The following is a 23,949-nucleotide window of genomic DNA, read 5'->3' on the forward strand; positions in this document are numbered from 1 at the left end:
TATTACGATAGCGGTTTAACCCGCCGATCCGGTTCACGCCGGACTTCCAAGCTTTCATGACACTCTCCCGCCGCCTTCTGAAGCAAGCATTGTTCGTCGCCAGCGCCGTCTCCGTCGCGATCAGCGCCAATGCGCGCGCCGACGAACTGGTGGTCTCCGCCGCCGCCAGCCTGACCAACGCGTTCAAGGCGGTCAGCGAAGTATTCGAGCAGCAGCATCCGGGCACCAAGGTGCTGTTGAACTTCGGCGCCTCCGACGTGCTGATGCAGCAGATCGTCAAGGGCGCGCCTGCCGACGTGTTCGCATCCGCGGATCAAAAAGCCATGGACAAGGCCGCCGCGGAAAAAGTGATCGTGCCGGCTACACGCAAGGACTTCGCCGCCAATGCGCTGGTGCTGATCGTGCCGACCGACAGCCATTTCGCGCCGGCCGCGCTGAACGATCTGACGTCGGCGAATGTGAAGCGCGTGGCGTACGGCGATCCGGCGTCCGTGCCGGTCGGCCGCTACACCCAAGGTGCACTGCAGGCCGCGGGCGTGTGGGATGCCGTGAGCGCCAAAGCCGTGCTGGCGTCGAACGTCCGTCAAAGCCTCGACTACGTATCGCGTGGCGAAGTCGACGCCGGCTTCGTGTTCAGTACCGACGCCGCCGTCATGCCGGGCAAGGTCAAGGTCGCGCTGAACGTGCCGACGCAAACGCCGATCACCTATCCGATCGCGCAAGTGGAAGGCAGCCGCCATGCCGCGGACGCGCAAGCGTTCATGAACTTCGTGCTGTCGCCGGCCGGCCAGGGCGTGCTCGCGAAGTACGGCTTCAAGCCCGCGCACTGACATCACCAGGACGACGCACGCTCATGCAACAAGCCTGGATTCCGCTCTTGCTATCGTTGAAAGTGGCGGGCTGGGCCACCGCGCTCAATCTGGTATTCGGCGTCGCCGCGGGCTTCGGTTTGTCGCGCTGGCGCTCCGGCGCGCGCGACGTGATCGATTCGCTGCTGATGCTGCCGCTCGTCATGCCGCCCACCGTGCTCGGCTATTACCTGCTCGTCCTGCTCGGACGGCGAGGTGTGATCGGCGGCTGGCTCGACGGTTTCGATATCCAGTTGGTATTCACCTGGCAGGGCGCGGTGATCGCGTCGACGGTCGTGGCCTTTCCGCTCGTGCTGAAATCGGCGCGCGCCGCCTTCGAGGCCGTCGATCCGCAACTCGAACGGGCCGCGCGCACGCTCGGCGTCAGCGAAACGGCCGTGTTTTTTCGCGTGACGCTGCCGCTCGCCGCGCGCGGCATCCTCGCCGGCGGCCTGCTGGCTTTCGCGCGGGCGCTCGGCGAATTCGGCGCGACGCTGATGATCGCGGGCAATCTGCCGGGCCGCACGCAAACGCTGTCGGTGGCAGTTTACTCGGCGGTGCAAGCCGGCGACGACAGTACCGCGAATTTCCTCGTGCTCGTGACCTCGGTGACGTGCGTCGTGATCCTGTTGCTCGCGGGGCGTCTCGTGCCGCAGCACACCCTGTTGAAGTCGGGTTGATATGCTGCTCGCCGTCGACATCCGCAAGACCTTCCAGAGCGCCGAGCGCCGCTTCACGCTCGACGTCGCCTTCAAGGCCACCTCGCAACGCGTCGTACTGTTCGGACCATCGGGAGCGGGCAAGAGTCTGACCTTGCAGGCTATCGCCGGCCTGCTGCGTCCCGACGAAGGCTCGATCACGCTGCGTGGCAATGCGCTGTTCGACAGCGCGCGCGGCGTCGATCTGAAACCGCAAGCGCGCAAGCTCGCCTACCTGTTTCAGGACTACGCGCTATTTCCGCATCTGAACGTGCGGCAGAACATCGGCTTCGGCTTGCAGCAGGGCTGGCTCAATCCGCGCAAGCGCATCGCGCATCCGCAAATCGATTACTGGCTCGATGCGCTGGAATTGAAGAGCGTGGCGGGTAATCATCCGGCGCAGCTTTCCGGTGGACAAAAGCAGCGCGTGGCGCTGGCGCGCGCGCTCGTCGCGCAACCTCAGGCGCTGTTGCTGGACGAACCGTTTTCGGCACTCGACAGCGCCTTGCGTCAGCGCATGCGTCGTGAGTTGTCCGATCTGCAGACGCGGCTCGATATTCCGATGGTGTTGATCACGCACGATCCCGACGATGTCGCCGCCTTTGGCGATCAGGTTGTGCAGGTCAGTGACGGCTGCGTACGCGAGGATCATCCGTTCGCGGGGTATGTGCGCAGCGAGTCTTGAGTCTGGACAGCGAGCCAGCCCTACGCTCGCTCTCTTCACGCCAAACGCGAAGTCTTCTCACGCCCAATCCTTCGAGCCAGGCGCGAGGTCTTTGCACGCTCAGTCTCTTCACGGCAAGCGTGATCTCTTCCCGCGTCCAATCGGCAAACGGGAGTTAGCTTCGCGCCCGCTCAGTCCTTCACGCCAAGTATCACGCTCGACGCCTTGAACGCCGCGACGGCGCTTCCGCCTTCGACAAGGCCAAGCGTGTCGACGCTTCCATTGGTGACAACCGCGGTGATCACCGCGCCGCCCTCCAGCACCAACGACACCTCGGCATTGACCGCGCCGCGCTTCACGCTCTGCACCGTGCCGCGCAACTGATTGCGCGCCGAGAGTTTGAGCGGCGCGCCGCTTGCGTCGTCGACGAGCAGCACGACCCACGACGCCTTGATCAACGCGAACGCCGCCACGCCCTCGGCGAGGCCCAGCGCCTCGGTGCTTTCATGCGTGATGACCGAGACGATCACGTGGCCGCCCGGCAGCGTTAGCGTGATTTCGTCGTTGACGGTGCCGCGCGTGATCGCCACCACCGTGCCATAGAGCTGATTGCGCGCACTCGTCTTTACGCCGATGCGGCCGATCAGATCCCAGTCCGTCGCGAATCCTTCTATCGCCGCGCCCGCGCGTTCGAGAAAGCGTTGATGCTCGCGCTCGACCGCGCGAAACGTCTCGATCAGTTTGACGGCGCGTGGCGTCAGCGTGGTGCCGCCGCCGCCCTTACCGCCGGTCAGGCGCACCACGAGCGGCTCGCCGGCGAGATTGTTCATCGTGTCGACGGCATCCCACGCGCCTTTGTAGCTGATGCCGACAGCTTTCGCCGCGCTGGTGATCGAGCCGGTCTCGCCAATCGCCGCGAGCAGCGCGATCCGCGACGCGCCGCCGAGCGTCTGCGCGCCCGCCTGAAACCAGACCGAGCCGCCGAGTTCAAGCGTTTCGCGGGAAGGATCTGTGCGGTCGGATGTCATGGCGAGGCGCGGTCGATGACCGAAGAAAGGACGACGAATGATTATAGCGACGCGAGCCTGCGCCACCGGCCGCTAACCTGGCAGACCTCGAAAACGGATAGATGGGATACTTCGAGTTCGACGCTTCGAACGCCAGGCCCTTTGCATTTTCGGCGCGGCTGGCCACGGCCGGTGCGCTGCAACATCAACAAGGAGCAAGACAGTGAACATCGATCTATCGGGCAAGACCGCTATCGTCAGTGCATCCACGGCGGGCATCGGCCTCGCCATCGCCACCGGCATTGCCGCTGCCGGCGCGCTGACCATCATCAACGGACGCAAGCAGGAGGCGGTGGACCGCGCGATCGACACGATCCGCAAGACCGCGCCGCAAGCAAAGTTGCAGGGCTTCGCGGGCGACCTCGGCACGCTGGAAGGTTGCAACGCGTTGGCGAAAGCCGTGCCGCAGGCGGATATTCTGGTGAACAATCTCGGCGTCTTCGGACCCGGCGACATCTTCAGCACCGAAGACGACGACTGGGAACGCTACTTCCAGGTCAACGTGATGTCGGGCGTACGGCTCACGCGCTACTACCTCAAAGGGATGATGGAGCGCAAATGGGGCCGCGTGGTGTTCATCTCGTCCGAGTCCGGGTTGAATATTCCGCCGGATATGCTCGCTTATGGTTTCTCGAAGACGGCGCAACTGAGCATTGCGCGCGGCATCGCCAAACAGGCGGCCGGCAGCGGCGTGACGGTGAATGCCGTGCTGCCCGGACCGACCTTGTCCGACGGCTTCCGTTCGATGGTCGAAGAAACGGCCAAAGAGCAAGGCAAAACCGTCGAGCAGGTCGCCACGGAGTTCGTCCGCGAGCATCGAAGCAGTTCGATCATTCAGCGCGCGGCCACCACCGAGGAAGTGGCGAACATGGTCGTCTATGTCTGCTCGCCGCAGGCCTCGGCGACGACCGGTGCGGCGCTGCGCGTCGACGGCGGCGTGATCGATACGATTGCGTGACGTTGCCGCTTCTCCAATGAACGACGGGCGGCATGGCCGCCCGTTTTCACGTCATAAGACGGCCGCAGCCATCACAGCGCGTACTGCGCGATTCCGTTGCCGAACGACCAGTTCTCCTTCAGCACTTCGACGAGGTTGATGAATACATCCTCTCGTCGCAGCCCGGGCGACTCCGCCAGTTCGTCAGCCATACGCTTGTACAGCGCCTTTTTCATCTCGAGCGTGCGGGTGTTGTTCAGCGTGATCTGAATGATCACGAGATCGTCGCTTCGCTCGACGTTCAGATACTGATTGTCGTACACAAAATTGCCGGCCTCATGCTCGGTGATCAGCATGAAGATGTCGTCCTTCGGCACGTTGAAAGTGTCCACCAGCGCGCGCTGGATACTCTCTGTCACCGCCTTCCGGTATTCGACGGGCTTGCCTGAGCGCAATGCGATTCGCGTGAGCGGCATGATGAAATCTCCTTGGCTGCGTTGATTGGGTAAAGACAGCTTAAGCGCACTCAGTCATAATTAACAGACATCATTGATGATTTCATCTATATTCATCGGAAATGAAAGTTCTCGATCTCGATGCGGTGCGAGCGTTCGTGCTGGTCGCCGACCTGCATAGCTTCACGCGTGCCGCGGACGCGCTCGACACGACCCAATCGGCCGTCAGTCTGAAGCTCAAGCGGCTGGAAGCCCATCTGGGCAAGCAATTGCTGGAGCGCACGCCGCGCGTGGTGCGCCTTTCCGCCGACGGCAACGCGTTCCTCAGCGCCGCGCGCGACCTGCTGAACGCGCATGAACGCGCGCTGGGGTCGCTGTCGGTGGAACGCCGGCGGCTCGCGCTGGGGCTCAGCGAACATGTTGCGGGACCGGACTTGCCGCTTCTGCTCGGCAAGCTCAATGCGCACGACCCGGGTCTGGTGGTCGAATTGCATCTGGGCACGTCGGCCGCGCTGCTTGCGCAATTCGATGAACGCCGCCTCGACGCCGTGATCGTCCGCTATGGCGCCGACGAACCTCCCCGCGACGACGCCCACGTGCTTTTCAGCGAACCGCTCGGCTGGCTCGCCACGCCGGCGTGGCTGCCGCGAGTCGGCGAGCCGCTGGCGCTCGCGCTGCTGAGCCCGCCGTGCAACGTGCGCGACGTGGCGCTGCGAACGCTCGTGCAGGCAGGCGTCGGCTGGCAGGAGGTGTTCGTCGGTGGCGGCGTGGCGGCCGTCGGCGCGGCCGTGGCGGCAGGACTGGCGGTGTCGCCACTGGCGCGCCGCGTGGCGCCGCGCGGGCTCATCGACGTCGGCCCGCGGCTAGGTTTGCCGACGCTACCGGAGTCGCGCGTGACGCTGCATTCGCGGGTGAGAGACGAGCGGTCGGCGGAGACGTTGCGGTTGGTGACGAATGGGTTGGCGATGCAATGACCTAACAAGTCACGCCCTCGCGTGCGGATGAATTTCGCTGCCTTTCGCTTAAGCTAGAAAAGATAACCCTCTGAAAGTAGATCCGTGGACCTCGACCCCCGACAAACCGCCGCCGTCCGCGCGGTCATCGAAACCGGCAGCTTCGAACAGGCCGCCGTGCGGCTGAACCTCACGTCGTCGGCGGTTTCGCAACGTGTGCGGGCGCTCGAAACACGCCTCGGCAATCCGCTGATCGTGCGCACGCGACCATGCCGCGCGACGCAGATGGGCCAGCGTCTGCTGCAATATCTGCGGCGCGCAGCCCTGCTCGAAGACGATTTCGCGAGCGATCTGGCAGGCGCGAACGAGGCGCTCCTCAGCGTCGCCGCCGCCGTCAACGCGGATACGCTGTCAACGTGGTTTTTCCCCGCCCTCTCCGAAATCCTGCTGCAGGAAAACGTGCTGCTCGACCTGACCGTCGACGACCAGGATCACACGCACGCCCTGCTCGCTTCGGGCCTCGCGATCGGTTGCATCACCACCGAACCGGCGCCCATGCGCGGTTGTTTCGCCGAGCGGCTCGGCGGCATGCGTTACCGGCTGGTGGCGTCGGCCGCGTTCGTGGCGCGGTGGTTTCCGAATGGCTTGACACGCGAAAGCGCCCGCCGCGCGCCGGTGATCCTGTCTTCGCGCAAGGACGCATTGCAGGCGCGCTTTCTCGAGACGCGCTTCGGCCTGCCGCCGGAAGCCTATCCCTGTCACTACGTGCCCGCGCCGGTGCCGCGTTACATGGCCATTCAGCGCGGCCTCGCGTACGGCATGGTGCCCGAACTGGAATTCGGCGATGCCGTCGAGCGCGGCGAGCTGATCGACCTGGCGCCGAAGCAGCCCACCGATGTCGAACTGTACTGGCACGCGTGGAAGGTCCAGTCGCCGCGCCTGGAAAAGCTGTCGGCGCGCATCGTCGAACTTGGACGCACGGCGTTGGGGCCGCCGGGCGGCAAACCGAAACGCAAACGCGCCGCCTGATTGCGGATCAGTGAAGGATCGGCGGCAGCGAACCGCTGCTGGCGGTGGCGGGATTGCTCGTTGCGTTCGCCGGATTGGCGCTAACGTTTGCGGATGACGCCGGCCCATTCACGTGAGATGCAGCCGGTTTCGCCGCGGCGGTTTTCGCCGCGACCTTGGCCGTTTGCGGATGAGCCTGACGAACCGGGACCACCAGATTTGCGCGCACGACCTTGCCCTGGCCCGCTTTGGTCTGGACCAACTGCGCGTGCGGCTTTTTACCGTGCGCAACCACGGCCGCTTTCGATCCGGCTTTGCCTGTGTGCGTGGCGTTGGCCCCGCTCTTCGTGGCGCCCTTGGCGGCCACCTTGTTCACGCCGGCATGCGCTGCGGGCTGATTACCGTGTGCTGTCGCCGCTGCGACGTGCCTCGAGGCGGCTTTCGCAGCGGACTTTGAAACGGCCTTCGACGCCGTCTTCGAACCGGTATCAGACTTGACCTTGACCGCCCCCGGCTTCGTCTTTGTCTGGCTGGCGGCATGCCCGCTCGCCTCGGGCGGATTCCACACTTCGGCATAACCTGCGGCCGTCGCCGCGCCCGACACACACCACACGGCAAGCGCCGCTCCTGCTGCTACTGCTCGAACGCCCATCTCCTGCTTCTCCTGATCTTCGACTTTGTGACGAGCGAGGATTATATTCTCTTGCTAAAATCCATATTTAGACTAATATAAATTTCAAGTACAAATTAGGACTTACCCGCTCATGGCTCACGCTGCCCGCGCCACCCAACCCGAAGCGCCGATTCGTCGGCCGGTTTCGGAACCCACGCTAACGGAGATGTCCGCGGCGGGTCTACGCGCGTTCTTCAACATTGCGCGCGACTGGGACTTGAGCGCGGAAGAACAGATCGTGCTGCTCGGTTCGCCGGGCCGCTCCACCTATTTCAAATGGAAGGCGGCGCCTGAAACGGCCCGTCTCGCGCGCGACACGCTCGAACGCCTGTCGCTGCTGCTCGGCATCTACAAGGCATTGCAAATCCTGCTGCCGCAAGCCAGCGCCGCCGACGCCTGGATCAAACGCCCCAACAGCGCGCCGCCGTTCGGCGGCCGCCGCGCGCTGGACCGCATGCTGGCGGGCAACATCAGCGACCTCGTGGCCGTGCGCCAGTATCTCGACGCAATGCGAGGCGGCTGGGCGTGACACAACCGCATTGGCAGGACCGCTGGCGCACGGCGCCGCTCGATTGGTCGCCCGCGTATCGCGTGATTCCGACGCGCTTTCCGGCCGTCAATCTGTTCGACCGGGTTGCCTCGCCGGAAGATTTCGACGCGCTGTACGCGCTCGAAGCGATGACCAACGACCGCCTGCGCACCGAAGTCGGCGAACTCGATCTGGTGCCGCGCGAGGAGCGCCGCTTCGGACCGGGCTACGGGCCGATCATGGCCGCGTTGACGCATCTGAATCCGCTCGGCAGCCGTTTCTCGGACGGCACGTACGGCGTGTTTTATTGCGCCCGCTCACGCGCCACCGCGATCGCCGAAACGCGTTATCACACGGGGAAATTTCTGGAAGCGACGGCCGAGCCGCCCATGCGCCAGCAGATGCGCCTCTATACCGTCGTCGCGCAAGGCAACGTGGTGGACATTCGCGGCGACACGTCGGTGGATCTCGCGGTGCTCTCACCGGACGACTACCTGGCCGGACAGTCGCTCGGCCGCACCGTCCGCGAGGCGGGTGCGCCGGGAATTGTGTATCCGTCGGTTCGAGATGACGGCGGCGAATGCCTCGCCGCTTTCAAAACCATGCTGCTGCGCGACTGCCATCACGCGGCGTATCTGGAATACAACTGGAACGGCACGAGCGTGGATATGGTGTTCGAACTCAGCCAGGTCGGCTGATCGCGCGGCCTGAATGGCCGATGCTTGACTGATACGCGACCGGTGCGTAGCTGATGCGTGACCGGTGTGTGGCACATGGACAGCCAATAAGTGGCCGACGTCTGGCCCACGCGCGTCGCCCGCCGTCAAGGCAGCGCCAGCGCCGCCGCGCCTTCCGCGCGCGCTTCTTCGGTCGAGACCGACCAGCGCCTCAATGCGAGCGGCTCCACGATCGTAAGCTTGCCGCCAGGCCCGAACGCACCGGTGTCGATGAACAGCTGCGAGCCGATTTGCTTGATGTCGCGCATCGGCGTGTGGCCGCAATAAGTCAGCGAGAGTCCGCGCTGCCGCTGCGGATCGCTATTGCCCAGCGCGAGGTCGCGGCCCCATAGCAATCGCTGGCGGGTTTCGTCGGAGAAATTGCCCGAGTCGAGCTCCGCGTCCGAGCCGAAAAATTCGGCATGCAGAACATTGAAGCGCTCCTTGCCGCTGCCGACCACGCGCACAAGCGGCAACCCGCGCAAAACTTCCGCGTAGTGCTGCAAGCGCTCGTCGGACAATTGCGCCGCCCAGATGCCGCCGATTCCATACCACCACTGGCGCCGCAAGCGTCCGTCGGCGACGGCGCACAGCGTGTCCTCATGATTGCCGAGCACAGGGAAGAACCACGGCTTGTCGAGCAGCGCCAAAGCCAGTTCCGAATTCTCTCCGCGGTCCACCAGATCGCCGACCGAAAACAACCGGTCCCGCGTCGGATCGAACGTGATCACGCTCAGCAGATAGCGCAATGCATCGACGCAGCCATGCAGGTCGCCGACCACGAAGTCGCGGCCGCTCTGATTGGCCGGGTGATGCTGAACGGAATTGACGAGTACGGTAGCCATGAGTCCATGATAATGCGGCATCCGCGATTCGTATGCGCGCTGCCCATCGTTTCCTGGCGCCGTGGAGGCCGGGAATGACGCAAATCATCGCAAAAGCGGCCTGTTTCCGGCAGGCCTTACTGGAAATACCCGTCTGCGTGGTCACTATTGCCGAGTTCGCAATTTGCCGACTTGATCGGCCGTCACTGTGGACTGGGGATTGCCGAACTGTTTGGTCACATAGTTGGTGATGGCGGCCACCTGGTCGTCGGTGAGTTGACCGGCGAATGCGGGCATCAACACGTCCGCCTGTTTTGTCGTACGAGTAACGCCGTGCAGAATCACCATCGCCAGATTGTTGGCATCGCTCGCGCCCACCGCCGAGTTATGAATCAGCGATGGATACGCCCCCGGCGCGCTCGCACCCACGCCTTGCCCCGTCCAGCCATGGCAGCTCGCGCAATTGGCGACGAACAGTTGCGCACCGTTGACGGCATGGACGGCGGTGCCGCGCAGCGCCGTGACGTCGTCGGCGGGATTGCCCCACTGGTCGCGCGGGCGCAATTCGCCGCCGCTGATCGGCGGCACCGCGCGCAGATACGCAACGATCGAGCCGAGATCTGCACGCGTCAGATATTGCGTACTGTCGGTCACCACTTCGGCCATCGGACCGGCCGCATTGGCACGGCCCGGCGCCGCACCGGTCGACAGATACGACACCAGTTCGTCGTCGCTCCAGTTGCCCACGCCGCTGTTTTTGTCCGACGTGATGTTGTACGCGTGCCAGCCGGCCTGCACCGCGCCGGAGAAACGCGCGCTCGACTTCAAACCCTGCGTGAAATTGCGCGGCGTATGACATTCCTCGCAATGCGCGAGCCCTTGCACCAGATACGCGCCGCGGTTCAATTCGGCGCTTTGCTTGGGATCGGGTACGAAACGGCCCTCGGTGAAATTGAACAGGTTCCAGAACACCATCAGCCAGCGTTGATTGAACGGGAAATTCAGGCTGTTGCCCAGCGGCGTGTAGTGGATCGGCGTGAGCGTGTTCAGATACGCGCGAATGGCCAGCACGTCCTGATCGGTGACCTTGGTGTACTCCGCGTAGGGGAAGGCCGGATACAGCCGCTCGCCGCCTTTGCCGATGCCCTCATGCATGGCGCGCAGAAAATCGGCGTCGCTCCATTGACCGATGCCCGTATCCGGATCGGGCGTGATGTTCGGCGTCACGATAGTGCCGAACGGCGTGTTGATCGGCAGGCCGCCCGCGAAGGGCCGCGCTTTGTCCGCCGTATGGCACGCCACGCAATCGCCCAGGCGCGCAAGGTATTCGCCGCGCTTGACCAGGTCGCTGCCGGCCGCCGTCGTCGGCACGGCCGCGCCGTTGACCGCTTGCGAGGCGTCGTCGGCGCGGGCCTGGGTGATCGGCAGTTCATCGCTGCGTGGCGTGTTGGGACCGTGCGCCTCATACCAGGCGACATACAGCGCGAACAGCGAAAAAACCGCAGCCAGCGTCGCGACGCTGAGGTGGCGGCGGCGGGCGTTCCGCACCTGTGCATCGAGCGGCTGCACGCGAGAGGTGTTCTTCGTCATTGTGGCTCTCCGTTCACGCTCAGATTTCACGCTTGAGCTTGTCGGCCAGCTTCAGCGACAAGGCCGCGATCGTCAGCGTGCAATTCACCGATGCCGCGGTCGGCATCACGCCGCTGCTGGCGATGAACAGATTGGAGTGGTCATGCGTGCGGCAGTCCGCATCGACAACCGAATCCGCCGGATCGCCGCCCATGATCGTCGTGCCCATGATGTGATTGTTCGGCGCGAAGGTGTCGTCGAAAGTGATCTCGGCGCCGCCGAACAGCGCGGCGATCTGCGCATACAGTTCGTGCGTGTTGGCGGCGCTTTTCTTCACGTAGTCGTTGATCGAGTAATAGATTTCCGGCTGCGGAATGCCGAGCGAATCCTTGTGATCCGCCGACGGCACCACTCGGTTCCTCGGCTCGGCCAGATGCTCATGGAAGCTATTGATATTCAGCGTGCGCGCCGCGCGGTCGCGTATCTGCCGGTCGAGTTCGGCGCCGGTCAGGCCTTTTTTCAACAGGTCGGCGGTCACGCTCATCGTGGGCACACCGTTCGAGAGATGCAGCTTTTTCGCGGCGTAGTCCGAACGGAACGCGCCATCGCGAAAGTTGACGATGGAGGTCATCTCCATCGGTCCGCGTCCGGGCCACAACGGTTCATTGGCGAGGAACGTGACACCCGTGCCCGGATGGTCCATCAGATTGCGGCCCACCTGGTCGGAACTGTTGCCGATGCCGTGCGGGAATTTATCGGATGTCGACATCAGCATGAGCTTCGGCGTTTCGATGCCGTTCGCGGCGAGCACGAACAGTTTGCCGGTCACGCGCGTGCTGTTGCCGTTCGGGTCCTTGTAGTGGACTGCCGTGATCAACCCTTTGTTGTCCGCTTCCACGCGATACACCACTGCTTGCGGAATCAGTTTCGCGCCGGCCTGTTCGGCTTTCTCCGCATGCACGACGCCGTTGTACATCGCGGCAATCGGGCAGATCGGCATGCAGTTGTTATTGCCGCAGCAGGTAGGCCGCGCATCGTACGGTCGGCTGTTGCGCGCCACCGGCTCGGGCACGACCTTGAAGCCCTGCGCGTTGAGCACGTCGCTGAAACGCTGATCCATGTACGAGAGCGGAAGCGGGTTCATCGGATACGGTTTCGAGCGCGGCGAGCCGAGATCGATCGAATTGCCGGGGCCGGACACGCCGAGTTGCACTTCAGCCGCCGAATACCAGGGCTCCAGCGTTTCATACGTATACGGCCAGTCGCGTCCCACGCCGTACAGCTTGTGCAACTGGAAGTCCGACGGCAACAGCCGCCATGCGGCCGCCGCCCAGTGCCATGTCGTGCCGCCCACCAGCCGCAGGTACTGCGAGCTATACGGATAGTCGCCTTTCTGGATCAGATAATTGTTGGCGGGCGCGTACTCGGGATGCGGCGCATACGGCGTCGATGGATACGGCGTCGCGAAGTCCGACTTGACCGGCGAGTTGCGGAAGTTCTCGACGATCTGCCAACGCGGAATGCGCGGCCCGGCCTCGAGCAGAATCACCGACGCGCCGGCGAGCGCCATCTGATGCGCGACCAGTCCGCCCGCCACGCCCGAACCGACCACGACGATGTCGGCGGAATTTTTGTTTGCCATTGTTGCCCTCTTGCAGGCTTGCTGTGCTTGTTGTGCTTGCTGTATTCACGAACCGGCGCTGCGTCGAATGATTCAATCAAACGATGCGGCACGCGCGAGAGGAACGTCTTTATGCGCTCAGCGGTTTCTTCGTCCAGTAGAACGGCACGTCCCGGCAATAGGACGGAATCGTGAGCACGTCCTTGACGGGCTCGAACATCAAGGCCTTTTCATAAGCGACCACATCCACATGCGGCATCTCGCCGACGAGGCCGAGATACCACGCGCGCATGATCGCGCTCACGGTTTTGGCGAGCGCGGGCTGGTCGACTTGCAAAGCCTGCGTGACGGTATCGGACGGCACGCCGCCATGACCTTGCAGCCATGTGTTGAGCGCGGCGACGTTCTGCGTGAACTGACTGTCCGATTTGACGAGGGCGTCGTAGACGCGTTTGCCGAGCGGGGCATCGAAGCCCGCGCGGCCGGTGAGGCGCTGCGAGAGTGCGAGGAAAGCGTCGAGGCCGCCGCCTGCGGGCGTGTCGGCAAACGCCGGGGCGATCCATGAAAGCGACCGGCCGGCACCGGCGAACGCAAGCGCCGCGGCCGCCGCGCATGCGCCGAGCACCCACGCTCTGCGAGAAGCGGAAAACGATGCTGACGGCGACAACTCTGCTGGATGCGTCACTTCGTGGTGCGCATCATTGTTGTTAGGTACATCTGTCATGGGGACTCCAGATGGTGAGTGATTCTCAACGTGCCTCGCGACCCTGGCGTAATGCCATTCGCGCGTGGCGTCGATCTCTACCCCAAACCTGGCCTAAGCGCCGCTTGAGCGGTCTTTTATGAGCCCGCGCATACTCAGTGCGAACCGAGCGACGCGGTGCTGATGACATCCGTATGAAACCGCATGCACGGCATGACATGCGCAGTAAAAAAAAACCGGGCCGCCTGCCAATCGCCTTTCAACTGAAAGCGGCGCGCAAGGGCGTTGCGAAAGACTATAGCCTGTGACCCGTCCATTCGACAAATGATGGACCCGGCGCGGGTAGAATCCGCGACACTGAGAGCCCGACACCCTACATTCCATGCTCACCAAATACTATCCACAGGTTCTTCGCAATCGACCGCGTATGCTGGTCGGCCTTGCGCTCGGCGTCGTCGGCGCGGTGCTCGTGCCCGCGCACACACGCCCGATGGTCCGCGTACTGGCCGGATGGGACGCGGCCGTCTGGAGTTATCTGGCGATGATCTGGGTGCACATGGCCGTCGCCGACGAAGGCCGCGTGCGCGAATCCGCCCGCCGCGACGACGAGAACGCCGGCGTGGTGCTCATGGTGATCTGCATGGCGACCATCGCGAGTATTGCGGCCATCGTGATGGAACTGGCCTCGGTCAAGGGGACGGCAGGCGCTTCCACCGTTTGGCACTACGTGCTGACCGGGCTCACGCTGTTCGGCGCATGGTTCCTGATCCCGACCATCTTCACGCTGCACTATGCGCGGCTTTACTACGACACCGATGCGAAGGAAACGCCGCTGCTTTTTCCCGACCACGCGCTCCAGCCGGACTACTGGGACTTTCTGTATTTCTCGTTCACTATCGCGGTGGCCTCGCAAACTTCGGACGTGGTGTTGCGCTCGCGCTCGCTCCGCCGTGCGGCGCTCGCGCAATCCGTCCTGTCGTTCTACTTCAACGTGGCTGTGCTGGGTTTGTGCGTGAACATCGCGGCAGGTTTGCTCGGCTCGTAATACTGTCGACACAAAGCGCCCTCACGAACACCCTTGCCGCATAAAACACCGCCTTGTGCGGTCATTGCCCTGCCTCCGACGCGCCACGTGTAAATCCCGGACCGCGGCCGCCCGTTTTACACGCGGCGGCCGTCCATTCGACGTCTCGTGGCGCCTCGCGCCTTTTCCGCACCTGCCTGCGAAGCTCACTGCCAGGCGTCCACTCAGCTATCCATCGGTCTCGTCCGACCCGCACTGGCACAGCGTTTGCTCCGCCTTCCGAATCGATCTGGCCGGCCCGTGCAATCGACGCCTGGCGTCAAAGCACCCCTTACTGGCCAGCGGCGTGACGATCTTTGCACTACATTGACCAGTACGCGCCTTCGCTTTACGCATCGCGCGGTATCCGGCTCTGGAAGCCCAATGAGCGCTGTGATCGCATGCCAACTGCATCCACACCGCAGCAGGACGAATCTGGAAACCATCGATGGAACCTCGAAACGGGTACGCGCCGCGGATTTACTTTTTTCATTCACTTCTGGTTGGGCCGCTCGATGCATGGCCTGCGCAGTTCGCGCACGCAGTCGCGCTGGGCTTCGATCACGCGCTGATCGGCAGCCTCTTCGAGCCCGGACAGGCCGGCCACGGACAGGTGGTCGGCAACCACGCCCGCCTGCATCCGGTGTTCGAAGCCCAGCAGCAATCTGCTACCGAAGCGATTCGCACGCTTGCGAACGCGGCGAAGCAGAACGGCCTGACCTTGCTGGCCGATCTGGTGATCGACCGGATGGCCGCGGATGGCACGCTGTACGCCGAACATGCCGACTGGTTTCATCCCTTCGAATCGGAAGAGGCGAGGCTCGATCCGCGCCATGTGCATCGCGAGGACAACGTCGCGTATGCGAACTTCAACGAGGCCGGCAGCAGCGCCGCGCTAGTCGGCTGGTGGACGCAGCAACTGCTGGCGCTGGCCGAGGCCGGCGCGGGCGGGTTCCGGTTCGATTCGCCGCATCGCGTGCCGGCCGCAATCTGGCGGCAATTGAGCGACGCGGTCCGCGCGCAGCATCCCGACGTACGTTTTCTCGCCGCCACGCCCGGCTTGGCGCGTAACGATCTGCTCGGCCTGCAAGGCGCCGGCTTCGACAGCGTGTTCTCGTCGGTGCGCTGGTGGGACTTCCGCGCGAGCTGGATGGTCGAGGAACATACCGCGCTCGCGCGCATCGCCGCGCCGATCGGCTTTCCTGAAGCGCCCTACGGCACCCGCCTTGCCGCCGAGCTGACCGACGTGCACGACGCCGCCATCGTCGAGCGGGCTTACCGGCGTGCGCTGTTTACCTCGGCTTCCATCGGCACGGGCTGGATGATGCCGATGGGTTTTGAGTACGGTATCGCCGAGCCCATGTCGCAAACACGCGGCGACGCCGCGCAGTTCGCTCTCGCCGCTCAAACTAAAAAATTCGATCTCACGCAAGCCATTACGCACGTGAACCTGGTGGCGAGTAAAACCAAAACGCTGCACGCCAATGGTGAATTGCGTCCGCTCAGCGGGCCTGGCGCACCGGCGGCGGTGTTGCTGCGCGCCGACCAGCCCGACCTGCGCCATGCCGACGAAGCGATCCTCATCGCGATCAATCCCGAACTCGGTGCGCCGGTACGCGTCGATCCCGCGCGCTTCCTCGCGGGCGTGCCCGGCAACTTCACACGCTTCGTGCCGCTCGACGCGCCCGACAACGCCTCACCCGCCACGCTCACGTCATTCACACTTGCACCCGGCGCGGTCCGCCTGTTCCGCGCGGTCACAGAGAAGCCGATCCGTCTCGCGCCGCCCATCGACAAGCCGAACAGCAAGCGCAGCGGCCGCAAGACCGTGATCGAGGCGCTGAGCGCGCCGCGCGTGGCAATCGAGAGCGTGACGCCCTCGGTCGATAACGGCCGCTTCGCGGCCAAGCGCAGCGTGGGCGAACGCGCCGAAATCACCGCCGCGATCTTCGCCGAAGGTCATGACAAGATCGCCGCCGCCGTGATCTGGCGCGCCGCCGACGAAACCGCGTGGCACGAAGTGCTGATGGAGCCGGCGCAACCCGCCGGCCTCGACATCTGGAAGGCGCGTATTCCGCTCGACCGCATGGGCCGTCACGAATTTACCGTGATCGCGTGGCGCGACGACTTCGCTTCGCTGGTCGAGCATGTGCAAAAGAAGCTGAAGGCGGGACAAACCGTCGAACTTGAACTCGACGAAGCGTCGCATCTGTTCGCGCTGGTGCTCGCCGAGGTCGAAACCGCGGAAGGCGCGCACATTGAACCGCTCGAACATATCGTCAAACTCTTCACCAAGGCCGACGCGGAGACGAAGCTGGCGCTGCTGCTCTCGCCGACCACGGCGAAGGCGATGACCGCCGCGCGCCACCGGCCGTTCCTGAGCCGCGATCCGGTCATCTACAAGATCGATGCCGACCGCACCGCCGCGAGCTTCGCGAGCTGGTACGAAATCTTCCCGCGCTCGATGAGCGATGACGAATCGCGCCACGGCACTTTCGCCGATGTCACGACCAAGCTGCCGCGCATTCGCGACATGGGCTTCGACGTGCTGTATTTCCCGCCGATTCACCCCATCGGCGTGGCGAACCGCAAAGGCCGCAACAACACGCTGACCGCGCAGCCGGGCGACGTCGGCAGCCCGTATGCGATCGGTGGGGTCGAAGGCGGCCATACGGCCGTGCATCCGCAACTCGGCACGCTCGACGATTTCAAGGCCATGCTCGCCGCCGCACATGCGCACGGGCTGGAAATCGCGCTCGACTTCGCGGTGCAATGTTCGCCCGATCACCCGTGGCTGAAGGAGCATCCGACGTGGTTCGCGTGGCGCCCCGACGGCACGCTGCGCTACGCGGAAAATCCGCCGAAGAAGTACCAGGACATCGTCAATCCCGACTTCTATGCGCACGACGCCAAACCCGATTTGTGGCTCGCGCTGCGCGACGTCTTCCTGTTCTGGATCGAAGCGGGCGTGCATATTTTCCGCATCGACAATCCGCACACCAAGCCGCTGCCGTTCTGGGAGTGGGTGATCGCCGACGTGCGGGCGCGCTATCCCGACACGATCTTTCTCGCCGAAGCCTTCACGCGGCCGCGCATGATGAACCGGCTCGGCAAGATCGGTTTCTCGCAGTCGTACACGTACTTCACGTGGCGGGAATCGAAGCGCGATTTCATCGAATACATGACCGAACTCACGCAAACCGGCGCGCGTGATTCGTACCGGCCTAACTTCTTCGTCAATACGCCGGATATCAACCCGCGGCATCTGCAATCGCAGGGACGCACGGGCTTTCTGATTCGCGCCGCACTCGCTTCGACACTGGCCGGTTTGTGGGGCGTGTATAGTGGTTTCGAGCTGTGCGAGGCCGCCGCTCTGCCGAACAGCGAGGAATATCTCGACTCGGAGAAGTATCAGTTGCGCGCGTGGGACTGGAACCGGCCCGGCAACATCACCGGCGAGATTACTGCGCTGAACCGGATTCGCCGCGCGAACCCGGCGCTGCACACGCATCTCGGCCTGACATTCCTGCCCGCGCACAACGACCACATCCTGTTCTTCGAAAAGGCGACCGAGTCGCGCGACAACGTAATCCTTGTCGCGATCAATCTGGACCCGTTCAACGAACAGGGCGCGGATATCGAATTGTCGTGGGAGACCTTCCAGAAATGGAATCTGCACGATCATGGCCCGCTGGAAGTCACCGACCAGATGACCGGCGCCCGCTTCGAATGGCACGGCCGCTGGCAGCACGTCCGGCTCGGGTCGGGCCAGCCGTTCTCGATCTGGCGCATCGCGCCGCTCGGCGGTTTGCCCGCCGAACGGCCGACTGAAGCCGACAGCGACTATCACGCAGACGCTGGCAACCCAACCTCAACGGAAGGTGCGACATGAAGCGTGACGACCCTGCTGAAACAACGACACAATCACCGGTGGGCAATGCTCCTGGCAATACGGCCAAGCCGCGCACCAATCGCCGCGGCAAACCCGCGGCCCTGAGCGACGATCCGCTCTGGTACAAAGACGCGATCATCTATCAGGTGCACATCAAGTCGTTCTTCGACGCGAATAACGACGGCGTCGGCGACTTTCCCGGCCTGATCGCGAAGCTCGACTACATTGCCGAACTCGGTGTGAACGCGATCTGGCTGTTGCCGTTCTATCCGTCGCCACGACGCGACGACGGCTATGACATTGCCGACTACCGCAATGTGCACCCGGACTACGGCAACCTGTCCGACGTGAAGCGCTTCATTCAGGAAGCGCACGCACGCGGCATTCGCGTGATTACGGAGCTGGTGATCAACCACACGTCGGATCAACACCCGTGGTTTCAGCGCGCGCGCCGCGCGAAGCCGGGCTCGAATCACCGCAACTACTACGTGTGGTCCGACACCGATCAGAAGTATCAGGAAACGCGGATCATCTTCATCGACTCGGAGCCGTCCAACTGGACGCACGATCCGGTGGCGGGCGCGTATTACTGGCACCGCTTCTACTCGCACCAGCCCGATCTGAATTTCGACAATCCGGCCGTGCTGAAAGAAGTGCTGCAGGTAATGCGCTTCTGGCTCGATATGGGCATCGACGGGCTGCGGCTCGACGCGGTGCCGTACCTGGTCGAACGCGAAGGCACGAACAACGAGAACCTGCCGGAAACGCACGCGGTTCTGAAGAAAATCCGCGCCACCATCGACGCCGAGTATCCGAACCGGATGCTGCTCGCCGAAGCCAACCAGTGGCCGGAAGACGTGAAGGAATATTTCGGCGACGAAGACGAATGCCACATGGCGTTCCACTTCCCGCTGATGCCGCGCATCTACATGTCGATTGCAAGCGAAGACCGCTTCCCGATCACCGACATCATGCGGCAAACGCCGGACCTTGCCGCAACGAACCAGTGGGCGATTTTCCTGCGCAATCACGATGAATTGACGCTGGAAATGGTCACTGATTCGGAGCGCGACTATTTGTGGAACACCTACGCGAGCGATCGCCGCGCGCGCCTGAATCTCGGCATTCGCCGCCGCCTCGCGCCGCTCATGGAGCGCGACCGCCGCCGTATCGAGCTGATCAATTCGCTGCTGCTTTCCATGCCCGGCACGCCCGTGATCTATTACGGCGACGAACTCGGCATGGGCGACAACATCCACTTGGGCGACCGCGACGGCGTGCGTACGCCGATGCAGTGGTCGTCGGATCGCAACGGCGGATTTTCGCGCGCCGACCCTGAGCAACTGGTGCTGCCGCCGGTCATGGGCTCGCTATACGGTTTCGACGCGGTGAACGTGGAAGCGCAGAGCCGCGACCCGCACTCGCTGCTGAACTGGACCCGGCGCATGCTCGCCACGCGCCGCGCGAAACAGACTTTCGGACGTGGCACGATCCGCTTCCTGAAGCCGGAAAACCGCAAGATTCTCGCGTATCTGCGCGAGATGCCAGGCGAACCGCCGATCCTGTGCGTGGCGAATCTGTCGCGCGCGCCGCAAGCGGTAGAGCTCGATCTGTCCGAGTTCAACGGTTCGGTGCCGATCGAAATGACCGCGGATTCCGTGTTCCCTGCCATCGGTCAACTGACTTATCTGCTGACCTTCCCGCCGTACGGTTTTCTGTGGTTCATGCTGTGCCCGGGCGGCCAGCGTCCGACGTGGGCACAGGCTCATTCGGAATCGCTGCCGGAATTCGTCACAATCGTGATCCGCGAAGGCCAGGTCGGTCCGACGCCGGAAAACGTGCGTCTGCTCGAATCGGAAGTGCTGCCTTCGTGGCTAAGCCGGCGCCGCTGGTTTGCGTCGAAGGATCAGAAGCTCAATGCGGTGCGGCTCGCGGCGCTGACCACGATTCCACACGGCGGCTTCGCCTTCACCGAAATCGAAGCGGACGTGGGCGGTCACACCGAACGCTACGTGGTGCCGATCGCGATTACCTGGGGCGGCGAAACCACTTTCCCGTTGTTCAAGCAACTGGCCTTTGCGCGCGTGCGGCGCGGCCGCAACGTGGGGCATCTGACGGACGCCTTTGCCTTGCCGATCTTCGCGCATGGCGTGATGCGCAAGCTGCGCGAACGCGCCGTGGTGCCGACCGTGCAGAAAAGCGAAATCAAGTTTCTGCCGAGCGAGCGTTTCGCCGAACTCGAAGGGCTCGGCGAACGGCCGGAGGTTCGTTGGCTCGCGGCTGAGCAGAGCAATAGCTCGTTGATTATCGCCGACACCGTTGTGTTGAAGCTGGTACGGCGCCTCGTAAGCGGAATCCATCCGGAAGCCGAAATCAGCCGCTATCTGACGCAATTGGGCTACGCGAACACCGCGCCGCTGTATGGCGAAGTGGTGCGCGTCGATCCCGAAGGCGTGCCGCATACGCTCTGCATCTTGCAAGGCTATATCGAGAACCAGGGCGACGCGTGGAACTGGTCGCTCGACTACCTGCGCCGCTCGGTGGACGAACTCGCCATCGCCGTCGATACCGAAGCGCAGTCGGCGCCGGACCGCACCAATGAGGCAATTCTGCTGGAAGGCTATAGTGCGTTGGCCGGCACGATCGGCAGAAGGCTGGGCGAACTGCACGTAGCGCTCGCCTCGCCGACGGACGACCCGGCGTTCGCGCCGGAAGCCGCCAGCGCGGAGCAGGTGAAGGCATGGGTGGACGGCACACAGGCGATGCTCGCCAGCGCACTCGATCTGCTCGCGCCGCGCATCGAGCAGATGAGCGATCCGGAAACCAAAGCGCTGGCGCAAAGCCTGATCGACCGCCGCAAGGAACTGGTGGCCGCCGTCGACAAGCTGGTTTCTGCCGACGCCGGCGCGCTGCGCATCCGCATTCACGGCGACTTCCATCTGGGCCAGGTACTGGTCGCGCAGGGCGACGCATTTTTGATCGATTTCGAAGGCGAGCCGGCACGCTCGCTTGAAGAACGTCGTCAGAAATCGAGCCCGCTGCGTGACGTGGCCGGCCTGATGCGCTCGCTGTCGTATGCGAGCGCGGCAGCGCAGTCCACCACGGAAGCCGCGCCGCAACAGACCGCCGATCGCAAGCGCGCGCTGTTCGATCGTTTCCGCGCGCATGCCACCGAAACGTTCCTCAGCGAGTACCGCGCAGCGGCAGCGCAAGCCGCGACGCCGCTCGTCGCGCCCGAAGCCGAACAGGCCTTGCTCGATCTGTTCCTGATCGAAAAAGCCGCCTACGAAATCCGTTACGAAGCGGCCAACCGCCCGACGTGGCTCAGCTTGCCGGTGCGCGGCCTCGCCGCGCTCACCAGCCGCTTGCTCGGCGACACCGGCGCGCCAGGCCACGATTCCTCAACCCAGGCGCCAGGCGCCGCCACACCGCCTAATCCGGCCGAGGGCGACTATGAGTGAGCATGATCCGGCCGTAGGCCTCCAACCGCTCGATATCGACGCGCTCGTTGAAGCGCGGCACCCCGATCCTTTCTCGCAACTCGGGATGCATCAGACGGACGCGGGTCCGGTGGTGCGCGCTGTGCTGCCGAACGCCGCGCACGTCAGCGTGATTGCGCGCGCCGACGGTGCGCTGCTGGGCGAACTCGAACAATTGCGGCCGGGGCTGTTTGCCGGCCGCGTCACGACTGCGGCGCCGTACCGTTTGCGGATCGACTGGCACGGCGTGGTGCAGGAAATCGAGGACACGTATTCGTTCGGTCCCGTGCTCGGCGACGAGCCGCTTGGCCGGCTCGCCGGTGGCGATCCGTATGCGGTGCTCGAATGCCTCGGCGCCCATCCGATGGAATTTGACGGCGTGCCGGGTGTGCGCTTCGCCGTGTGGGCACCGAACGCACGGCGCGTTTCGGTGGTCGGCGACTTCAACGCGTGGGACGGCCGCCGTCATCCGATGCGGCTGCGGCATCAGGCCGGCGTGTGGGAATTGTTCGTGCCGCGCGTCGGGCCGGGGACGCGCTACAAATACGAACTGCTGTCGCGCGATGGTCATCCGCTGCCGTTGAAAGCCGACCCGTGCGCGATGCAGACGGAGAAGCCGCCGGGCACCGCGTCGATCGTGGCGCATGTCGACGAGATCGAGCAGTTTCCATGGACCGATCACGAATGGATCCAGTCGCGCGCCAGCAAGCAGACGCCGCGCTCGCCGATCTCGATCTACGAAGCGCATGCGGAATCCTGGCTGCGCGTCGCGGAACAAGGTCAGCGCGGACTCGATTGGGATGAACTCGCGGAGCGGATGATTCCGTACGTGAAAAGCATGGGCTTCACGCACGTGGAGTTCATGCCGATTGCCGAGCACCCGTTCGGCGGATCGTGGGGTTATCAGCCGCTCGGGCAGTTCGCGCCATCGGCGCGCTTCGGCAAGCCCGAACAGTTCGCGAGATTCGTCGACAAGGCGCACGAAGCCGGACTCGGCGTGATTCTCGACTGGGTACCCGCGCACTTTCCGAACGACGCGCATGGCCTGATCGACTTCGACGGCACGCCGCTCTATGAGCACGCCGACCCGCGCGAAGGCTATCACCAGGACTGGAACACAATGATCTACAACCTCGGCCGCAACGAGGTGAGCGCGTTCCTGGTCGCTTCGGGGCTGGCGTGGCTGAAGCGTTATCACGTCGACGGTCTGCGCGTGGACGCGGTCGCGTCGATGCTGTATCGCGACTATTCGCGCGCCGCCGGCGAGTGGGTGCCGAATATTTACGGCGGCCGCGAGAACCTCGAATCGATTGCGTTCCTCAAGCGCCTGAATCATGAAGTCGGCTACGTTCCGGGCGTGCCGGGCGCGATCACGATCGCCGAGGAATCGACCGCGTGGCCAGGCGTGACAGCACGCGTCGAAGACGGCGGCCTCGGTTTCCAGTTCAAGTGGAACATGGGCTGGATGCACGACACGCTGCACTACATGGAAGAAGATCCGGTCTACCGTCAATACCATCACCACAACATGACGTTCGGGATGGTGTACGCGTATTCGGAGCGCTTCGTGCTGCCGCTTTCGCACGACGAAGTGGTGCACGGCAAGGGCTCGCTGCTCGGCAAGATGCCTGGCGACAGGTGGCAGAAGTTCGCCAACCTGCGCGCGTACTTCGGTTTCATGTGGACGCATCCGGGCAAGAAGCTGCTGTTCATGGGCGGCGAATTCGGCCAGATGGCGGAATTCGACCACGATACGTCGCCGCATTGGCATCTGCTCGACGATTCGAACCATCACGGCGTGCAAAAGCTGGTTCGCGACCTGAACCGGCTGTACAGCGAGGAGCCCGCGCTGCATCTGCTCGATTGCGAGCCGGGTGGCTTCGAATGGCTGATCGGCGACGACAGCGGCAACAGCGTATTCGCCTATCGGCGCACCGACGGTGCCGGCCGCGAAGTGGTCGTGGTCTGCAATATGACGCCGGTGCCGCGGGTCGGTTACCGGATCGGCATGCCGCGCGGCGGACGCTGGTCGGAAGTGCTCAATACGGACGCCGGCGTGTACGGCGGCTCGAACATGGGCAACGGCGGCCTGATCCATACCGACGAGCAATCGAGCCACGGCTGGCCGAATTCCGCTTCGCTAACGCTGCCGCCGCTTGCGACGATCGTATTGCGCGCGGACTGACGAAGGACGAGTGGTGAAGCGAGCGCGCGGCGTGCGAAATTTTCGCGCCGCGCGCTCGTTGCATG

Annotated in this window: 19 protein-coding genes; 12 read left to right on the forward strand and 7 right to left on the reverse strand. The window is 63.9% G+C overall.

The window, feature by feature from the left end; genetic code table 11:
• Positions 1 to 56 precede the first annotated feature (56 nt).
• Genes modA through B0G75_RS27840 form a run of 3 tightly spaced genes read left to right on the forward strand, consistent with a single transcriptional unit; the run spans position 57 to position 2,231 of the window.
• Positions 57 to 830 carry a molybdate ABC transporter substrate-binding protein gene (gene modA / locus B0G75_RS27830; protein ID WP_106313300.1) on the forward strand — a complete coding sequence of 258 codons (774 nt, stop codon included), beginning with the start codon at positions 57 to 59 and terminating at the stop codon, positions 828 to 830.
• A 23-nt stretch (positions 831 to 853) separates the two neighbouring features.
• On the forward strand, positions 854 to 1,528 hold the full coding sequence (modB, locus tag B0G75_RS27835; protein ID WP_106313301.1) for a molybdate ABC transporter permease subunit: 675 nt from the start codon (positions 854 to 856) through the stop codon (positions 1,526 to 1,528).
• Position 1,529: 1 nt separating this feature from the next.
• Positions 1,530 to 2,231, forward strand: a complete 702-nt coding sequence (locus B0G75_RS27840; protein WP_106313302.1) for a sulfate/molybdate ABC transporter ATP-binding protein — start codon at positions 1,530 to 1,532, stop codon at positions 2,229 to 2,231.
• 170 nt (positions 2,232 to 2,401) lie between these two features.
• Here the strand turns inward: B0G75_RS27840 and B0G75_RS27845 are convergent, their stop codons facing one another.
• A complete protein-coding gene (locus tag B0G75_RS27845) occupies positions 2,402 to 3,238 on the reverse strand; it encodes a TOBE domain-containing protein (RefSeq protein ID WP_106313303.1) in 837 nt (278 codons plus the stop codon).
• 202 nt (positions 3,239 to 3,440) lie between these two features.
• On the opposite strand from B0G75_RS27845, the gene B0G75_RS27850 reads away from it, so the two are divergent.
• Positions 3,441 to 4,235 carry an SDR family NAD(P)-dependent oxidoreductase gene (locus tag B0G75_RS27850; RefSeq protein ID WP_106313304.1) on the forward strand — a complete coding sequence of 265 codons (795 nt, stop codon included), beginning with the start codon at positions 3,441 to 3,443 and terminating at the stop codon, positions 4,233 to 4,235.
• Between the two features lie 71 nt (positions 4,236 to 4,306).
• Here the strand turns inward: B0G75_RS27850 and B0G75_RS27855 are convergent, their stop codons facing one another.
• The gene (locus B0G75_RS27855; RefSeq protein ID WP_106313305.1) at positions 4,307 to 4,690 is read right to left on the reverse strand and encodes a tautomerase family protein; all 384 of its coding nucleotides are present in this window, start codon (positions 4,688 to 4,690) and stop codon (positions 4,307 to 4,309) included.
• 101 nt (positions 4,691 to 4,791) lie between these two features.
• On the opposite strand from B0G75_RS27855, the gene B0G75_RS27860 reads away from it, so the two are divergent.
• Positions 4,792 to 5,643, forward strand: coding sequence for a LysR family transcriptional regulator (locus B0G75_RS27860; RefSeq protein ID WP_106313306.1), 852 nt, complete (start codon positions 4,792 to 4,794; stop codon positions 5,641 to 5,643).
• Between the two features lie 84 nt (positions 5,644 to 5,727).
• Positions 5,728 to 6,651 carry an HTH-type transcriptional regulator ArgP gene (locus B0G75_RS27865; RefSeq protein ID WP_106313307.1) on the forward strand — a complete coding sequence of 308 codons (924 nt, stop codon included), beginning with the start codon at positions 5,728 to 5,730 and terminating at the stop codon, positions 6,649 to 6,651.
• 7 nt (positions 6,652 to 6,658) lie between these two features.
• Here B0G75_RS27865 and B0G75_RS27870 read toward each other — a convergent pair whose 3' ends face one another.
• On the reverse strand, positions 6,659 to 7,282 hold the full coding sequence (locus B0G75_RS27870) for a hypothetical protein (protein WP_106313308.1): 624 nt from the start codon (positions 7,280 to 7,282) through the stop codon (positions 6,659 to 6,661).
• Positions 7,283 to 7,394: 112 nt separating this feature from the next.
• Here B0G75_RS27870 and B0G75_RS27875 point away from each other — a divergent pair, with 112 nt between their 5' ends.
• Positions 7,395 to 7,832, forward strand: coding sequence for an MbcA/ParS/Xre antitoxin family protein (locus B0G75_RS27875; protein ID WP_106313309.1), 438 nt, complete (start codon positions 7,395 to 7,397; stop codon positions 7,830 to 7,832).
• Entirely contained in the window at positions 7,829 to 8,530 is a 702-nt protein-coding gene (locus tag B0G75_RS27880) for an RES family NAD+ phosphorylase (protein ID WP_106313310.1), read from the forward strand. Before B0G75_RS27875 ends, B0G75_RS27880 begins: the two co-directional genes overlap by 4 nt.
• Positions 8,531 to 8,655: 125 nt before the next feature.
• Here the strand turns inward: B0G75_RS27880 and B0G75_RS27885 are convergent, their stop codons facing one another.
• The 4 genes from B0G75_RS27885 to B0G75_RS27900 all read right to left on the reverse strand — a co-directional run bounded on the left by B0G75_RS27885 (position 8,656) and on the right by B0G75_RS27900 (position 13,286).
• Complete coding sequence (locus B0G75_RS27885; protein ID WP_181309368.1) at positions 8,656 to 9,393, reverse strand: metallophosphoesterase; 738 nt, start codon at positions 9,391 to 9,393, stop codon at positions 8,656 to 8,658.
• A 144-nt stretch (positions 9,394 to 9,537) separates the two neighbouring features.
• Entirely contained in the window at positions 9,538 to 10,962 is a 1,425-nt protein-coding gene (locus B0G75_RS27890) for a cytochrome c (protein ID WP_106313312.1), read from the reverse strand.
• A 19-nt stretch (positions 10,963 to 10,981) separates the two neighbouring features.
• Positions 10,982 to 12,583, reverse strand: a complete 1,602-nt coding sequence (locus B0G75_RS27895; protein ID WP_106313313.1) for a GMC family oxidoreductase — start codon at positions 12,581 to 12,583, stop codon at positions 10,982 to 10,984.
• A gap of 109 nt (positions 12,584 to 12,692) precedes the next feature.
• On the reverse strand, positions 12,693 to 13,286 hold the full coding sequence (locus B0G75_RS27900) for a sugar dehydrogenase complex small subunit (protein ID WP_106313314.1): 594 nt from the start codon (positions 13,284 to 13,286) through the stop codon (positions 12,693 to 12,695).
• A gap of 361 nt (positions 13,287 to 13,647) precedes the next feature.
• On the opposite strand from B0G75_RS27900, the gene B0G75_RS27905 reads away from it, so the two are divergent.
• The 4 genes from B0G75_RS27905 (at position 13,648) to glgB (ending at position 23,884) form a co-directional block, all read left to right on the forward strand.
• Positions 13,648 to 14,310 carry a DUF1345 domain-containing protein gene (locus tag B0G75_RS27905; RefSeq protein WP_106313315.1) on the forward strand — a complete coding sequence of 221 codons (663 nt, stop codon included), beginning with the start codon at positions 13,648 to 13,650 and terminating at the stop codon, positions 14,308 to 14,310.
• 466 nt (positions 14,311 to 14,776) lie between these two features.
• Positions 14,777 to 18,220 carry a maltotransferase domain-containing protein gene (locus B0G75_RS27910; protein WP_106313316.1) on the forward strand — a complete coding sequence of 1,148 codons (3,444 nt, stop codon included), beginning with the start codon at positions 14,777 to 14,779 and terminating at the stop codon, positions 18,218 to 18,220.
• A complete protein-coding gene (gene treS / locus B0G75_RS27915) occupies positions 18,217 to 21,681 on the forward strand; it encodes a maltose alpha-D-glucosyltransferase (RefSeq protein ID WP_106313317.1) in 3,465 nt (1,154 codons plus the stop codon). The genes B0G75_RS27910 and treS overlap by 4 nt, the downstream gene beginning before the upstream one ends.
• A complete protein-coding gene (glgB, locus tag B0G75_RS27920) occupies positions 21,674 to 23,884 on the forward strand; it encodes a 1,4-alpha-glucan branching protein GlgB (RefSeq protein ID WP_106313318.1) in 2,211 nt (736 codons plus the stop codon). The genes treS and glgB overlap by 8 nt, the downstream gene beginning before the upstream one ends.
• The last annotated feature ends 65 nt before the right edge of the window (positions 23,885 to 23,949 follow it).

This window comes from Paraburkholderia sp. BL18I3N2, from assembly GCF_003001875.1.
GTDB classification, from domain to species: domain Bacteria; phylum Pseudomonadota; class Gammaproteobacteria; order Burkholderiales; family Burkholderiaceae; genus Paraburkholderia; species Paraburkholderia phytofirmans.

What these genes read in the sequence shown, in the direction of transcription:
- modA (WP_106313300.1), top strand. Translation starts at nt 57, where the DNA reads ATGACACTCTCCCGCCGCCTTCTGAAGCAAGCATTGTTCGTCGCCAGC.
- modB (WP_106313301.1), top strand. Translation starts at nt 854, where the DNA reads ATGCAACAAGCCTGGATTCCGCTCTTGCTATCGTTGAAAGTGGCGGGC.
- B0G75_RS27840 (WP_106313302.1), top strand. Translation starts at nt 1,530, where the DNA reads ATGCTGCTCGCCGTCGACATCCGCAAGACCTTCCAGAGCGCCGAGCGC.
- B0G75_RS27845 (WP_106313303.1), bottom strand. Translation starts at nt 3,238, where the DNA reads ATGACATCCGACCGCACAGATCCTTCCCGCGAAACGCTTGAACTCGGC.
- B0G75_RS27855 (WP_106313305.1), bottom strand. Translation starts at nt 4,690, where the DNA reads ATGCCGCTCACGCGAATCGCATTGCGCTCAGGCAAGCCCGTCGAATAC.
- B0G75_RS27860 (WP_106313306.1), top strand. Translation starts at nt 4,792, where the DNA reads ATGAAAGTTCTCGATCTCGATGCGGTGCGAGCGTTCGTGCTGGTCGCC.
- B0G75_RS27870 (WP_106313308.1), bottom strand. Translation starts at nt 7,282, where the DNA reads ATGGGCGTTCGAGCAGTAGCAGCAGGAGCGGCGCTTGCCGTGTGGTGT.
- B0G75_RS27875 (WP_106313309.1), top strand. Translation starts at nt 7,395, where the DNA reads ATGGCTCACGCTGCCCGCGCCACCCAACCCGAAGCGCCGATTCGTCGG.
- B0G75_RS27885 (WP_181309368.1), bottom strand. Translation starts at nt 9,393, where the DNA reads ATGGCTACCGTACTCGTCAATTCCGTTCAGCATCACCCGGCCAATCAG.
- B0G75_RS27890 (WP_106313312.1), bottom strand. Translation starts at nt 10,962, where the DNA reads ATGACGAAGAACACCTCTCGCGTGCAGCCGCTCGATGCACAGGTGCGG.
- B0G75_RS27895 (WP_106313313.1), bottom strand. Translation starts at nt 12,583, where the DNA reads ATGGCAAACAAAAATTCCGCCGACATCGTCGTGGTCGGTTCGGGCGTG.
- B0G75_RS27900 (WP_106313314.1), bottom strand. Translation starts at nt 13,286, where the DNA reads ATGACAGATGTACCTAACAACAATGATGCGCACCACGAAGTGACGCAT.
- B0G75_RS27905 (WP_106313315.1), top strand. Translation starts at nt 13,648, where the DNA reads ATGCTCACCAAATACTATCCACAGGTTCTTCGCAATCGACCGCGTATG.
- B0G75_RS27910 (WP_106313316.1), top strand. Translation starts at nt 14,777, where the DNA reads ATGGAACCTCGAAACGGGTACGCGCCGCGGATTTACTTTTTTCATTCA.
- treS (WP_106313317.1), top strand. Translation starts at nt 18,217, where the DNA reads ATGAAGCGTGACGACCCTGCTGAAACAACGACACAATCACCGGTGGGC.
- glgB (WP_106313318.1), top strand. Translation starts at nt 21,674, where the DNA reads ATGAGTGAGCATGATCCGGCCGTAGGCCTCCAACCGCTCGATATCGAC.